General features: G+C 47.0%; 18 protein-coding genes. 15 read left to right on the top strand and 3 right to left on the bottom strand.

What is annotated here, in order from left to right; translation table 11 throughout:
- Positions 1 to 40: 40 nt before the first annotated feature.
- The 11 genes from dnaN to SK32_RS21690 all read left to right on the top strand — a co-directional run bounded on the left by dnaN (position 41) and on the right by SK32_RS21690 (position 8,463).
- Positions 41 to 1,309 carry a DNA polymerase III subunit beta gene (gene dnaN, locus SK32_RS21740; protein ID WP_223307982.1) on the top strand — a complete coding sequence of 423 codons (1,269 nt, stop codon included), beginning with the start codon at positions 41 to 43 and terminating at the stop codon, positions 1,307 to 1,309.
- A 150-nt stretch (positions 1,310 to 1,459) separates the two neighbouring features.
- Positions 1,460 to 2,281, top strand: coding sequence for a DNA adenine methylase (locus SK32_RS21735; RefSeq protein WP_007372165.1), 822 nt, complete (start codon positions 1,460 to 1,462; stop codon positions 2,279 to 2,281).
- Positions 2,278 to 2,508 (top strand): hypothetical protein, encoded by a 231-nt coding sequence (locus SK32_RS21730; RefSeq protein ID WP_007372166.1) that lies wholly within the window; start codon positions 2,278 to 2,280, stop codon positions 2,506 to 2,508. Before SK32_RS21735 ends, SK32_RS21730 begins: the two co-directional genes overlap by 4 nt.
- Positions 2,495 to 3,478 carry a recombination-associated protein RdgC gene (rdgC, locus tag SK32_RS21725; protein WP_007372167.1) on the top strand — a complete coding sequence of 328 codons (984 nt, stop codon included), beginning with the start codon at positions 2,495 to 2,497 and terminating at the stop codon, positions 3,476 to 3,478. Before SK32_RS21730 ends, rdgC begins: the two co-directional genes overlap by 14 nt.
- Positions 3,479 to 3,489: 11 nt before the next feature.
- Positions 3,490 to 4,368 carry a hypothetical protein gene (locus tag SK32_RS21720; RefSeq protein WP_009654998.1) on the top strand — a complete coding sequence of 293 codons (879 nt, stop codon included), beginning with the start codon at positions 3,490 to 3,492 and terminating at the stop codon, positions 4,366 to 4,368.
- Positions 4,365 to 4,967 (top strand): hypothetical protein, encoded by a 603-nt coding sequence (locus tag SK32_RS21715; protein WP_223226832.1) that lies wholly within the window; start codon positions 4,365 to 4,367, stop codon positions 4,965 to 4,967. The genes SK32_RS21720 and SK32_RS21715 overlap by 4 nt, the downstream gene beginning before the upstream one ends.
- An 18-nt stretch (positions 4,968 to 4,985) precedes the next feature.
- Positions 4,986 to 5,414 carry an HNH endonuclease gene (locus tag SK32_RS21710; RefSeq protein WP_032951321.1) on the top strand — a complete coding sequence of 143 codons (429 nt, stop codon included), beginning with the start codon at positions 4,986 to 4,988 and terminating at the stop codon, positions 5,412 to 5,414.
- 97 nt (positions 5,415 to 5,511) lie between these two features.
- Positions 5,512 to 5,994 carry a hypothetical protein gene (locus SK32_RS21705; protein ID WP_032951323.1) on the top strand — a complete coding sequence of 161 codons (483 nt, stop codon included), beginning with the start codon at positions 5,512 to 5,514 and terminating at the stop codon, positions 5,992 to 5,994.
- On the top strand, positions 5,984 to 6,424 hold the full coding sequence (locus tag SK32_RS21700) for a hypothetical protein (protein ID WP_223226831.1): 441 nt from the start codon (positions 5,984 to 5,986) through the stop codon (positions 6,422 to 6,424). Before SK32_RS21705 ends, SK32_RS21700 begins: the two co-directional genes overlap by 11 nt.
- Before the next feature lie 51 nt (positions 6,425 to 6,475).
- Positions 6,476 to 7,060 (top strand): hypothetical protein, encoded by a 585-nt coding sequence (locus SK32_RS21695; protein ID WP_032951326.1) that lies wholly within the window; start codon positions 6,476 to 6,478, stop codon positions 7,058 to 7,060.
- Between the two features lie 191 nt (positions 7,061 to 7,251).
- Positions 7,252 to 8,463 carry a DUF4942 domain-containing protein gene (locus tag SK32_RS21690; protein WP_163190390.1) on the top strand — a complete coding sequence of 404 codons (1,212 nt, stop codon included), beginning with the start codon at positions 7,252 to 7,254 and terminating at the stop codon, positions 8,461 to 8,463.
- Between the two features lie 6 nt (positions 8,464 to 8,469).
- Here SK32_RS21690 and tnpC read toward each other — a convergent pair whose 3' ends face one another.
- The 3 genes from tnpC to SK32_RS26770 are packed head-to-tail and all read right to left on the bottom strand — an operon-like array spanning position 8,470 to position 10,731.
- Positions 8,470 to 10,005: an IS66 family transposase gene (gene tnpC / locus SK32_RS21685; RefSeq protein ID WP_001000406.1), complete on the bottom strand. Its 1,536-nt coding sequence runs from the start codon at positions 10,003 to 10,005 to the stop codon at positions 8,470 to 8,472.
- Between the two features lie 49 nt (positions 10,006 to 10,054).
- Positions 10,055 to 10,402: an IS66 family insertion sequence element accessory protein TnpB gene (tnpB, locus tag SK32_RS21680; protein ID WP_000609174.1), complete on the bottom strand. Its 348-nt coding sequence runs from the start codon at positions 10,400 to 10,402 to the stop codon at positions 10,055 to 10,057.
- Positions 10,399 to 10,731 (bottom strand): transposase, encoded by a 333-nt coding sequence (locus SK32_RS26770; RefSeq protein ID WP_050586387.1) that lies wholly within the window; start codon positions 10,729 to 10,731, stop codon positions 10,399 to 10,401. Before SK32_RS26770 ends, tnpB begins: the two co-directional genes overlap by 4 nt.
- Between SK32_RS26770 and SK32_RS25420 the strand changes: the two genes are divergently transcribed.
- From SK32_RS25420 to SK32_RS21660, 4 genes are all read left to right on the top strand, one after another.
- On the top strand, positions 10,669 to 11,406 hold the full coding sequence (locus SK32_RS25420) for a class I SAM-dependent methyltransferase (RefSeq protein ID WP_229044693.1): 738 nt from the start codon (positions 10,669 to 10,671) through the stop codon (positions 11,404 to 11,406). The genes SK32_RS26770 and SK32_RS25420 overlap by 63 nt on opposite strands.
- Before the next feature lie 153 nt (positions 11,407 to 11,559).
- The gene (locus SK32_RS21670; protein WP_009654999.1) at positions 11,560 to 12,315 is read left to right on the top strand and encodes a hypothetical protein; all 756 of its coding nucleotides are present in this window, start codon (positions 11,560 to 11,562) and stop codon (positions 12,313 to 12,315) included.
- 14 nt (positions 12,316 to 12,329) lie between these two features.
- Positions 12,330 to 12,752 carry a hypothetical protein gene (locus SK32_RS21665; protein WP_043016719.1) on the top strand — a complete coding sequence of 141 codons (423 nt, stop codon included), beginning with the start codon at positions 12,330 to 12,332 and terminating at the stop codon, positions 12,750 to 12,752.
- 10 nt (positions 12,753 to 12,762) lie between these two features.
- The gene (locus SK32_RS21660) at positions 12,763 to 13,368 is read left to right on the top strand and encodes a hypothetical protein (protein ID WP_043016718.1); all 606 of its coding nucleotides are present in this window, start codon (positions 12,763 to 12,765) and stop codon (positions 13,366 to 13,368) included.
- Positions 13,369 to 13,582: the final 214 nt, after the last annotated feature.

The raw sequence follows: 13,582 nt of genomic DNA, 5'->3' as shown, positions 1-13,582 counted from the left end.
TACGATTAATTTAACACGGATAATTATGGGAGACAGTAAAATGACAGACGCATCTACAATAGACGCAGTTCAACCAAAGGCAAGACGCTTATCATTTAAAGAGCTTCCAGGGTTTGATATTTCTGCTGAAGCACTTCTCAAAATTATCGAAATGCCGTGTATGGTTATTCGCCGGTCTCCTGCAATGAAAGTACTGGAGATGATCACGCTGCGGTTACGTGGGGATTGTCTTTCTGCCCTTGGCATTGACTTAAACTCTGCCCAAATTACCAGTAAAGGGACGGTATCGGGGGGCAATGGTGATATGGACGTATCAGTACCTGCAACACAACTCTTTTCTTTAATCCGCAACATGCGCGGCGAAGATGAAATTAACGTCCGCTTCCATGCGGCAAAAAACCATCTTGTCATTCGCACCGACAAAAACTCCTATAACATCCCGGTTTGCTTAGACCATATACCCGAAATTCAGGCTGAGACGCTGGAACATAATTACAGCGTTTACTTTCCAACGCAGATGCTGAGTCAGATTATCAAGCGTGTCAGCCACGCTGCGGCTCAGAACGATGTCCGCTTTTATATGAATGGGGTCTACCTCGGTATCGATAATGGCCAATTTATTGCTGTAGCCACTGATGGACATCGTATGGCCGTCAGTTCTCATGATATCGACTTCAGCGATGACGTGGGCGATGAGATTCAATCTCCGACAGCTCCTACCTCTATCAGTAACACGAATGCAGGTGTGATTTTACCCAACGGGGTTTTCCCCGTGCTCCATAAAATCCTGAGCGGTAGCCAGGGTCAATTCAAAATTGACTACAGCAACCGTAACCTGACATTTACGCTCGGAAGCCATACAGTCATTTCAAATCTTGTCGATGGCCGTTACCCGGACTGGAAGCGCGTGGCCAGCACGGTAGCCAAAAATACTGAACTGTTTAAGGTTGATCCTTCTGAACTCACCACCGCACTAAAACGCGCAACCCCATTGCTTAAAGAGGGCTCGCCAAACAACACCAGTGTTTGTGTGATGTCATTCAAAGACAACGCCCTACAGCTTAAGTCGCCCGGCTCAAATGCAATCAGTTGCAAAGAGGTGATGGACATTGCGAAAGAGGCAGGCGAGCCCGAAACAATTGTTGATATCGGTATGAATGCCGATTACCTCCTGGAATCACTGGCAAGCCTGGGGGCGTGTTCGGAAGAAGGAGAAGCCGCACAGATTGCTTTGCGTGATACAACGACCGGCATATTGATTTCAGTAAACAAAAACAATTACGACATCATCATGCCTGTCCGTGTCTGACAAAACGCTCTCGTTTTGTCGGCCTTTTCGAAATAGCCAATTTCATGGGCGTGATAACGTTAAAACAAGCTTCCTGACGGGATGGCTATATGCCATCTCGCTCCCATTGGTCGCGATCACTGCGTCCTAATATTCTGGAGCCAGAATGAAATGAAAAGCGTTCTGAAGTGGGTAGGAGCCAAACACAACATTATGGCAAGTCTTAAGCATGTACTACCGAAAGGTGGTCGGCTTATTGAGCCCTTTGGCGGTTCAGGCGCTGTAATGATGAATACGAATTACCCAGAATACATTTTGGCCGATATTAATAGCGACCTGATCGATACATACCAGAGTATTTTTAAGTCGCCTGAAAAGGTACTTTCTGAGCTTAAACGCCTTTACTGTCTCGGGCGTTCTGAGGACGCCTATTATGAGCTGCGAAGCCAGTTCAATAATCATGATAGTGCAAGTGACACTCAAGCTGCTCTGTTTATCTATCTGAATAGGTTTGGCCATCGCGGACTATGCCGATACAACCGGAAAGGCATCTTTAACGTCCCCTGGGGTTATTACGCCAACCCCTATCTCCCAGAGACAGAGTTATACGCAATGGCTGAGAAAATGTCCTCAGCAACTTTACTTTGCGCCAGCTTCCAGACCACGCTATCAATGGCCCGCCCGGGTGATGTGGTGTATTGCGACCCACCATATGTTAATCCCGGCAGATTCACGGCTTACCATGCCAGCGGTTTTACACCCGCTATGCAGATTGAGCTTACCAAACTGCTCCAGTTGCTGCCTGAACGCGGGGTTCATGTCATCGCATCATGCCACGATGCGCCTGATATTCGTGAGCTTTATCAAGCCTTCGCTATTCATGGTGTGACTGCCCGGAGAAGCATATTTAAAGGCAGCGGGGATGGGAAAAAAGCTTCAGAAATCTTCGCGGTCAAATTAGCGGATAACTCGAAAAAGGGAGCTGCGGCATGAAACGCTTCCATTGTTCTGAAAAGCTGCATAACCCAGAGACTGAGAAATTTTGTCAGGATATCGCCGAACAATATCGGACAGCACCTGATATTGCCGTGGCGCAGTTTAAACAAGTGCTGAGCTCTAAGCCTCTAACTTACTGGGAGTGTGTCGTGATCCGCGAGCGTGTCTCTGACCTTATTAAAATTAATCAAGCAACAGCTGAGGGCCACGATGAGCCAATTTAAACCCAAAAGCCTTGTAGTCTACCGCATCCAAAAAGCTCTGGAATTAGACAAGCTGGATGAACAGTTAAGTGAGTTGAAATACACTCCCTGCGGGCCTAATGATATGGCACGGTCAGGATGGATCCCGCCATTGGGTGAAGATGTCGAGCTGTTAAAGCATGAGTCGAATAATCTCATTCTTCTGACTGTTAAGCACGAATCGAAAATACTTCCTCCCGCGACCATCAAAGAAATTGTGCGAACCCGGGTTCAGAAACTGGAGAAAGAGCAAAACCGCAGGCTAAAGAAAATGGAGATCCAGGCCGTCAACGATGCCGTGCTCGCTGAGCTCATACCAAAGGCTTTCAGCAAATACAGCACTACAAACATTTGGGTGGATACTAAATCACGTCTACTGCTTGTTGAGACCACCAGCCATAAAAAAGCAGATGATGTAACAGCTTTGCTACGTAAAACTATTGGCTCACTTCCAATTATCCCATTCACGCTGGAAACGCCGGTAGAACTGACGTTAACAGAGTGGGTCAAAACAGGAAGTCTGCCGCCTGGCCTAGCTTTATGCGACGAAGCCACGCTCAAAGATGTGCTCGAAAACGGGGGGGTCGTTACAACAAAACGCCAGGATTTGATATGTGATGAGATCGCTCATCACATCGAGGCCGGAAAGCTTGTGACAAAGGTTGCACTGGGCTGGATGAACCAGATGTTTTTCATCCTGAATGACAATTTCATCTTTTCACGACTGACCTTTACGGAAGAACTTATTGAACAGAACGATGACATTTCGCCAGAAGATCACGCCCAAAGATTTGATGCCGATTTCGTTTTGTTTACCTCTGTTGTTATGGAGGTTCTGGACACAATGATAAAAGCCCTCGGGGGTGAAAGCCCAGGACTCATCACAACGCCGTCAGACGAACAACAAGGTGTCGCGGCAGAAGCCAAACAACCAGAAAAAACCTTCCATTAAAGGGCTGAGAGATGATTACAGCTACAGAACTCCAAGAGTTATCACGCCAGGTTGAAAATGCTAACATTGCCCGAGCCCTGGCAGTTAAAGAGTTGGTTAAAGAGACAAGAGATCGTCAGTTTTCATTGTGGGCGCTATTTATTGGTCTCTTCAGAGAGACACCGGCGCGAAAAAAGCTGAACGAATGTGAATTGCATCTTAACCTGCTGCTGCCAAAATGCAGGAGCATCTTTCTTCAATACGTAGTTATGTCCTCGTTGGAAGAAATTTCGAAATCACCAGATTGTGAGATTTATCAGCATCTAGTCAACTGCTGGAAAGAAGCTCAGATAAAATATAACGAGTCAGGCAGACGACTCAAACTTGCAGAAAATGCCCGTGAACTATTAAAAACAGCAAAGGATGAATGTAATAGTGCTTCCACAACTGAATTTCTGGATATGGTTACTACCAGTAAAGCAATATCCATACTTTCAGCAATAGACACATCCTCTGCGAGTAGTTCGTTAAAGAGAGCTATGGGTGCGCTTAAGCGATTAGCAGATGAAATGCCTGCCCGGCAATCACCTATTGATTCAAATTTACCAGATGACACGCTTGATCTGTTTGTCGATCTGACTATAAATCCTGTTATCGATATTCTCTCCTGGTTAAATATTGAAAAGCTGGATAATGCCGAAGTGCAGTGCAGCAAAGCCTTAAAGAAACTTCAGACGTTATTAGGACAACTGGGTGCTGAGCATGATTTGAGAACTAAGGATTATCAATCTCAATTAGATACGCTTAAGAGAATTGAACAACCATACATCAAAAAGGTGATGCGGCATATACCCGAAAATATGAAGTTCAAGGAGCCTGAGTATCTCCAGACTATAGGAATGAACCCATGACTCTAAAATATATAATCGCTCTCGCAATATTTCTGACATTTGTGTGCTTTGCAGCTTTCATACTTATCTACGCGAGTCGAACAAAACGAGAACAACAACAAACTCAGCAACCTTTGGACGAGCATGATCAGCAGGCAGATATTAATGCCGATGCCGACGAGAACGCCGCACTTGATGGGTTGAGCGAGTACTTCATCAAAAAAAATTCGATATTGCCAAAAGTCCTGATGGATCTTTATGTGCGCTTGAGTGCGGTGTTCAATGGTCAGTACATTATCGCACCCCAGGTGCTTGCCCGGGACTTAGTAGAGCTGGAGCTCGAAGATGAACCGGTTGCCCCGGTTGACGTACTTCAGGCGCAACAGTACGCAGATGAATTCGTGTTCGATTTTGTTCTCTCCGATGCGCATACCGGGGAACTAGTGCTAGCAATGATCAATGAAGATGCTATCAGCGCTCAGCCTGAAGGAGAGTTCATTATTGCCCTTTTTAAAAGAACTCACATTCCTGTCTTTCGCTATGAAACGTTGTCAGGCTTGGACGATAACGCCCTGGCAGTCAACATCGCTGAATCAATAGACGATGGCCGATTCTCTTAGTTCCACAAGGAATTTATTATGTCTCTGTCAAAAAAACAAAGAATAGTACTGAGGGCTAAATTTGGTGGTCGATGTGCATATTGTGGCGAGGTACTGAAAGAAAAAGGTTGGCACGCTGATCACGTAGAACCTGTGCTAAGGAAATCCGTCCAGGATATGCAAGCTGCGGCCAGAGGGAAATTTAAGCTTAAGGCTACCGGTGAAGTGTTTAATGAAAGTGCCAACTGCTTAGAAAATCTTTTCCCAGCCTGTGCGCCCTGCAATCTGCTCAAAACAACATATTCACTGGAAATGTTCCGCAAACAAATAAGTTTACAGGTTGAAAGGGCACGGAAGAGTAGTATGAATTTCAGAACGGCAGAAAGATTCGGCCAGATAAGCATTGTAGAGAAACCCATTGTTTTCTGGTTTGAACAGTATTCAGAGAAAAATGGTGCTATCAAATAAACGACTAATTTAACATTATCATGGCGCGTATCGCGCACTGCTTCGTCAAATATTCAGCCGTGATAATATTGTTTAGTAGGCCCATTACGGAGCGTATATGACTAATCATACAAACTGGACTGGAGACCTGACCGAAGGCGCAACTATATTTGTAGCCACACCAGATGGCCAGCTCAGCAAATGTAGAGTCGAGTCCGTTCGAGACCGACATTTCTCGGTCGAGGGTATTGAACGTGAATTCGATAAGTTGAATGCCTGCTCAGTTGATGGGTTACTACACTCTTACCCCGACGATTTCGAGTCGAGGGAGTTATTTGGTCTGTGCCAGCAAAAAAACAGGCTCAAGTCTCTGCAAATTGATTCATTATCGTTACAGCAAGTCCAGTACATGCTGGCTGGCCTGGAACTTGCCAGGAAGAGATATGGATACCAGTACCGAGGCAGCAAAGCCGTAGATACCAATCAGAAGGGTAGACTGGCCATGAGCATTGATGATTCGCTTCACCCAATTCAGATCGCTTATATACTGGCAGGTTTAAAATTATCTCTCCTTCAAACAGAGGTGAACCATGACTGCTAACCAACGTAAACGTCCTTCGCGTAACAATCGAGCTGTCCAGTTAACGTCCGAGCAGCTGGTAGAAGCGAAGACGCTTGACCTGAAAGCCCACCATTCGTTTAAAAACCTTATGGGTCTTGCTGCAATCAGTGTCGTGGTGTTTGTCTGTCTTGGCTCCTTGATCCATAAACAACGCTCAGTAATGAACGAATGGGACCTGGGTGAAGTGATCAGAGGCGTTGATTTGAAAGCCGGAACCCTCGCAAAAAACAACTTTTTCATCACCAACAAAGGGCAGTTTGAAGCAAGTGGCGTTACAGTGTCACTTACGGGTACAAAACTGAAATTACAGCAGCATCAGGACGGAAAATATTACGTTTGTAATTCTGCAACAGGTGATTGTGTTCTGGTATCCGATGTACAAGCTGAAAAAATTCGTGACCAGCTGTAGCGAGGGGAAAATATCGGTTACTGTCACCGGTAACCGAAGGAACCTTCGTATATGTCACGACAAGAAGCCGCAACGCAGTTATTTATGTCTGCACCACCAGCAAGTATTGATGTCGTTATTGAGCAGCTGGAAAGGGACGCTCAAGCAGCCGGTATCGATATCCATACAATCTCTGTAATGGCCAGCCTGTTACGTGATCGAATAGAAGCATACAGTGACGTGCTTAAAATCGAGCCTGAGCGGGTGATACACGCACTTGAGGTACTGCGAGGTACGGAAGTGCCGTGGGCTTTTTACACTCCGTCCAGGCTACCTGAGCTTGAAGATGTTCATTGCTGGGAAACTCCTCACGATTTTGACCAAGACCTAGGTGAACACCAGCTGCGGCGCTATATTTGCCCTAAATGCGAGCATGAATCAACCGACCCAATGCGCTGCACGGCTGGCCATGCTCCTGGAGTTAACCAGTATCCTGAAAGCTGTGATGCCACTATCTGGAATTCGCCCGATTCTTGGGATAGTATTAACCCTATAATAAAATTAATTATCAAATCTACGTTCCTGGCTGACCTGACTGTTCATACAATCTTCTATCCGAAAGGGTTGAAGCTTCCTGAAATTCAGGACGTTGAGTAGTCTGCTTCGGGCTCTGTGATCTGATAGTTATATATACCTCATTTAAGACCCCTTACTGGGGTCTCTTTTTTTGGACTTCCGCCGTGCTATGTACTTCACGGTATCCCCAAATATCCCGGCTTATGTAGTTCGTCGATTTGCTTCGTCACCTGCCATACCTGTCTCATAATTTCTCTATTTGGAGAAATCTGATGAACCTACCGACAGCTGTATTAGCGAATAACGATGAAAATGAATCAGACGTCCTCAGCCTTTATGCTAATCCCGTAGACAGTCAAAGTGGCCTCATTGAACATGACGGCTTTCAAAAACTAAATGCCATGCGCGATCTGCTGGTGGAATACAACACAACACTGAAGCACATGCAGGCCATGTATGATGCAGTGATGCGGAACCGGCATGATGAAGCATGGCGCATGTTCTGTGATTCTTGTGACAATTCCATCAAATATACGCTGGCTGTAGAAAATTTGTTCTGTATAGAACGGGCCCGCTGTGCTCTCGATGAAAAGTACTGGCAAAAGCTGCTCGATCTGACCGGCGTAAAACCATTTATGCCCACCGAAAGATACGATGACTGGAACGAAGGATTGAGGGCATGGCGAAAATCATCAGAATCAAATTTTGAGAAGCTTAAGCCTGTACCCTTCAACGAAGAAAGTATCTTTTCTACCGCATTCGCATTGAATGAAGAGAAAAAAGACTACTTCGCCCAGATGGTTCATGGTGTGTTTGAAAAGCTCTCCGCTCTGCATAAGACTAACCGTGCCCAGGGCTTCAGCAACAAACTCATCATAGCCAGCTGCTTACCAAGTAGAGATAACCGCAGATCCTATGACTATCTCAACTATTTTAATGACCTTCGTAAGGTTATTGGACTGATGTATGGACGAAGCGGTGCTGAGGATGTGAATTCGGCTGCGGTCAAAGAGTACATGATGAGTAACCCTGGCGAATGGGTAAGTATTGATAACGATAGTCTTAAAGTGAAGGGGTTTATTAACGGCAATGTGCATATCCTGATTGAGGAGGAAACTTGTGACAATCTCAATCTGGTACTATCCCATTTAATGCCAGGCTGCATTCCTCTCGATCGCCGATACACCACCGGCCATAACTCCGCAAGAACTGTAAAAACCAATGAATATCGGTCGCAGTTGATATCATTCTCTGCTGTTAACTCCTTAATATCATATGCCACTGACCATTTGAACGCGGGCAAACACCTGTCACCGGGGCCGCACACTTTTATCCTGCGGGACAACCAGTCTGTTAGTGAGAAAAAAGAACTGGTGAACATATGGGAGTCATTGGGTGCTGTCAGAAGATATAGAGAAGTATATGACTTTGACTTTAGCCCCGTTGAAGGTAAGCGTGCAGTGAGAACCGTATTGACGAAGTGAAGCTGGTCAGGCAGGCAGAGTAACCCGCCACGGGAGCAGAGCACCCACCCGGTTCACAGGCCAGTCGGCGATGACATCAAGTACATGATGCAGATAGCGTTCCGGATCCACGCCGTTTAATTTGCACGTCCCGATAAGACTGTACAGTGACGCACCGCGCTCACCACCATGATCCGAGCCGAAGAACAGCCAGTTTTTTCTCCCCAGACTGACCAGTCGTAGGGCGTTTTCGGCAATGTTATTATCCACCTCCACCCAGCCATCTTCTGCATAGCGGGTCAGCGCCGGCCACTGGTTCAGCGCATACCCGAACGCCTTCGCCAGTTCTGAGTGCCTTGAGAGGGTTTTCTGTTTCTCCCGCAGCCACCCCTCCAGTGACGCCAGCAGCGGCAGCACTTTTTGGTGCCGGACTGCCTGCCGTTCCTCTGCTCTTTTACCTCTGAGCTCCGACTCGATGGCATACAGCTCGCCGATCCGTTTCAGCGCCTCCTCCGTCAGGGCTGACGGGGTACGGACGTGAACATCGTGGATTTTTCGGCGGGCATGGGCCCAGCACGCGGCTTCCTTTATATGGCCGTCGCGGTAGAGCTCGTTGAACCCGGCGTAGGCATCAGCCTGCAGTACGCCACTGAAGCCTGCAAGATGGGTCTGAGGGTGGATACCTTTTCTGTCCGGGCTGTAAGCGAACCACACTGCGGGGGCCAGCGCTGATCCGGCGTTGCGGTCGTCTCGAACGTACGTCCATAAGCGCCCGGTCTTCGTCTTCTTATTGCCCGGCAACAGCACCGGGACAGGCGTATCGTCAGCATGGAGTTTGCCGTCGGTCAGGACATAGTGCTGAAGGGCTTCATCCAGCGGTGCCAGCAGACGACAACACGCATCCACCCAGCCCGACAGTACAGAACGACTCAACACTACACCCTGGCGGGCATAGATCTCCGACTGGCGATACAGCGGTGTGTGCTCTGCATACTTTGAGGTCAGCACTCGGGCCAGCAGCCCCGGTCCGGCGATCCCCCGTTCGATGGGGCGCGAAGGAGCCGGGGCCTGAACGATGCGATCGCACCGACGGCAGGCATGCTTTTCACGGACTGTCCGGATAACCCGGAAGGCGCTGCGCATCAGCTCCAGCTGTTCGGCGGCATCCTCACCCAGGTAACTCAGCGAACCACCGCACTCCGGGCAACACGGCTCAGTCGGCAGCAGCCGCTTCTCATCCCGTGGGAGTGACTCAGGGAACGGTTTGCGGGTGCGGGTCTGACGCAGCGGGCGCTGCACTGCCGGGTCATCCACCCGGCCGGTCAGCGTATCGCTTTCCTGCTGCAGCAGGTTCAGGTCAGCTTCCATTTGCGCGATACGGCGGGATACCTTTTCGGAACGACTGCCGAAGTTCATCCGGCGCAGCTTATCCAGTTGCGCCTGCAGATGGTCTATTTCGCGTTCCCGGTTGCTCAGCTTTTCCTGCAGGGCGTGGATCAACGCTTCCTGTTCGGCCAGGCGCTGTTTCAGCAGAAGGATGTCGTCAGAAGAGGTATCGTTCATAATCCTGTATTTTACCAGGCTTATTCTGCGACAACCAGGATAAAGAGCGCTACAACATGGTCAGGGATGTCAGTAACCGCTTTGGCTGTCGCCAGTCGATACCTTCCATCAGCATCGCCAGTTGCGCCGGCGTCAGGAACACTTTGCCATCGCGGGCTGAGGGCCAGGCGAAGCGACCACGTTCCAGTCGCTTTGTCAGCAGGCACAGACCATCGCCGGTGGACCAGAGCAGTTTTACCTGACTGCCGCTGCGTCCCCGGAAGATGAAGACGTGGCCGGACATCGGGTCATCTTTCAGCGCGGTCTGCACCTTTGCGGCGAGGCCATTGAAGCCGTTGCGCATATCGGTGATACCGGCAACCAGCCAGATTTTTGTGCCTGCGGGAAGATTTATCATACCGGCCCCCGCATCAGTTCGCGCAGGACAGTGCTCATGAGTTCAGCAGAGGGATGAGTCAGTGTTATTTCTCCTCCCCGACATTTTATGTGGCAGGTAGCGGGAGGAGAGCAGGATGGTAGTTCGAAGGTTGGGAGAGAAGAGCCCGCCTGAAGCTGCACGGGTATCAGGGCAGGAAGCGACGATGAGTTTTTTCGGGGCCGACAGACCCGCCCTTCACGCTGCCAGAGCCTTATCCATTTAAAGAGCAGGTTATCATTGACGTCATGTTTCCGGGCCAGTGCGGCAATACTGCCTTCTTCTTCAAGAGCCAGCCTGACCAGTTCCATTTTGAATTCAGGGGAATAGTGTTTCCGGGGAAGTCTTTCTTTAGCGCGCATGAGGTGTCCACCTGCAAAATAAGTGGGTGCTTAAGTTACAGGATCCTGGATTCGGGACCAGACGGTACTCAGACGACGCTTACCGTTGAAGCATTCAAACTTCTGGCATTACATGGTTCTATACCTGACCGCTATACGCACCAGTTCTATGCAACGGTCGGAGAACTCCAGAAACGAGCAATTGATGAATGTATGGTGGCTTCAGGTATGCGTTTGCTGGAACCGAATATCGGTCTTGGTGCGCTACTGAAAGGGTTACCAGAGGGGGTGGATGTTACTGGTTTTGATATACACCCCGCAGCTGTTGCAATTACTGGCCTGCGCTGGAACGTCACCCTTAATGATTTTCTATTGGTCAAGCCTGAAAATACCGGCTTGTTTGAAAGAATTCTGATGAATCCTCCATTTAGTGACTCACGCTGGATTGCACATTTTCAACATGCGATGAGATTCCTGAAACCGGGAGGACGCTTGATAGCAATACTGCCAGGGAGCGCAAAGGAGCATCTTTTAACCCGAGAAGCTGGGCCCGGTTACGACATCAATATTCTGGGTTGCTATGACAACGCCTTTGAAGGAACCGCAGAATCCATAAAACTTTTCTCCGTTGATGCCCATGAATAGTGGGGAAAGGAAGAGCTGGTCGAGTTAATTTCGTCACCCGTAACTGAACAGAAAAAATGAGATAGAGAAAAAGCCGTCAGTTTGTCGATGTTAAATGCTATTCAAATTTTTCAACATGCGACAATTGAGCCAACTACATGAAGAGGAAACACAATGTCAGCATTTCTCATCAATAAATTATCTTTCGAAGATACCAAACAAATAATGTTGTCCTCCATGAAAACAATGGCATCTCTTCATGGTATTTTGGCAATATTCTTGCCGATAATTGCTGGTGGTGGACTCCTGACACTCATCATGAAAAATGTGACAATGGAGGGGCTTGCATTTTTTATCTTACAGCCAGTTGTACTCACCCTCTACCTTACGGCTATCTTATGCCGATATCAAAGCTCAGAGCTAAGATTGAATATCTGGGAAGAACTACGCAACTTTATCGTTGTGTTAGTTTATGCATTATTCCTGACCGTACTAATGATCGTAATATTGTGGTTAGTCAAATTTATGATTGCTTCAGCGGTTGCGGGTGAAACCAACCATGTTGAATATAAACAACCAACATTAACAAGCATTAGTCTGGCTTACTCCAACCTAATAGTGTATTTCAATATGTACGCCCTTGCCACTTTGAGCGTATTTATCGCTACGCCAATGCTCGTTTTATTCATACCAACAGTTACGCGGTGTAAAGGTTCTCTGCTGAAAAGTATACCAGTCATTTGTAAAAGTACTTTTATGAATATTGGGCCGTTGTTCGCATTTTCAGCTATCTCTGGTGTTGTTTTACTTTCGTGGTCATACTTTTCGCTCAGGTATGAATGGTTAATCCCGGCAGCAACTATACCTCTGGCCTACTTATCAATATTGAATTACCAGCTGTCTGAAGCAGCATTGCCTCGTAACCAATAAAAAGGAAACCTGTGATGAGAAAAATAATATTAAATGCGGTTGTTTGTTTATTTGCAATTAATGCATCAAGTTTCGCAATATCAGCGGAAAGCTCTCCATCTCGTGACGAACTGAATGACGTGATGAAAGTTCATGCTTCCGAGATTGCTGCTGTTATCGCATGTAAAGACTACCTCGAAAATGGCGAGGAACGTTTGACTGAAGCGAAATCAAAAGCTGGCCGTGTACTGGGTAAGATGGTAGGCAATCAAGCCAAGGGTAGCGAGTATGCTAGTCGGATTCTGGTAACTGTTAACGAAGCTAAGCCAGATGAGCAACTGAAGGCTGAATTCGACAAGGTCAACCTTGACCACTCAGTCCGCGTTGCAAAATGCGCTCAGCTAGTAGCTGGTAATGCCGCACGTGCGGACGATGCTGATATCAATTATCTGAATTAAGAGGCTAGCAATGGCGAAGATCAGGATCACTCATCGTTATGACATCAATAAAGACATGTTCTATGGCGTAGAAACTAACCAGCCATATGAAAAGGTTGTTCAGAGGTTAGCTTATCTCCAATTGATTCATTCCACGTTGCCTGATTTTCCCTACATGGCTAATTGCCTGGAACAGGCCGATGCAGTAGAACTCTATTGTCGAATCTTTGGTGGTATTCCTTTAAACACAAATCAACATTATACCGCAGAGATTGATTTATATAGGAACTGGGAAATAGATACACGCGAACTCGTTAATGACATTAATTGCCAAAATTCAATTGCCATTTCCGGCTGCGTAGAAAAAATATTTAAATACATTGTTGAAAACTCTGTTCAGATCTATCAGCTCACAAAAGAAGCTTATAAATTAGGGCAGGGCATGACTAATAATGAAAAAGAAGAAATGGCTCTTTTACTGATTTATATGGATTGGCAACTTCAAAGGATGGATCGTGTTTTAATGGGAGAAAAAATTCAAAAGGAATGGGATTGGCACGATTTTGAGGGAAGGTTGATTTCAGACATTTCGTATACACACACCGGACAACCTGACCTATACATCCACAAAGATTAATGTCATTGACGCACAAGCTGAATATATTTCGACCTTGCACAAATAGCAAACAAACACATTAGAAAGAATTAACCATGCATCTATAATGGATTCTGTTAAGCATAAAATATGGGTAGTAATAGATCCGTTATTGAAAATGTAAGACATGCTGGTAGAGTAAAACGAATGATAACCGTTTACCTTCTCTGTTCTGGCGGATGCCAGTTTATGGATG

The sequence above is a fragment of the Citrobacter sp. MGH100 genome (assembly GCF_001034465.1).
Lineage (GTDB): Bacteria > Pseudomonadota > Gammaproteobacteria > Enterobacterales > Enterobacteriaceae > Citrobacter > Citrobacter youngae.
This window is presented reverse-complemented; position numbering and strand designations above follow the sequence as displayed.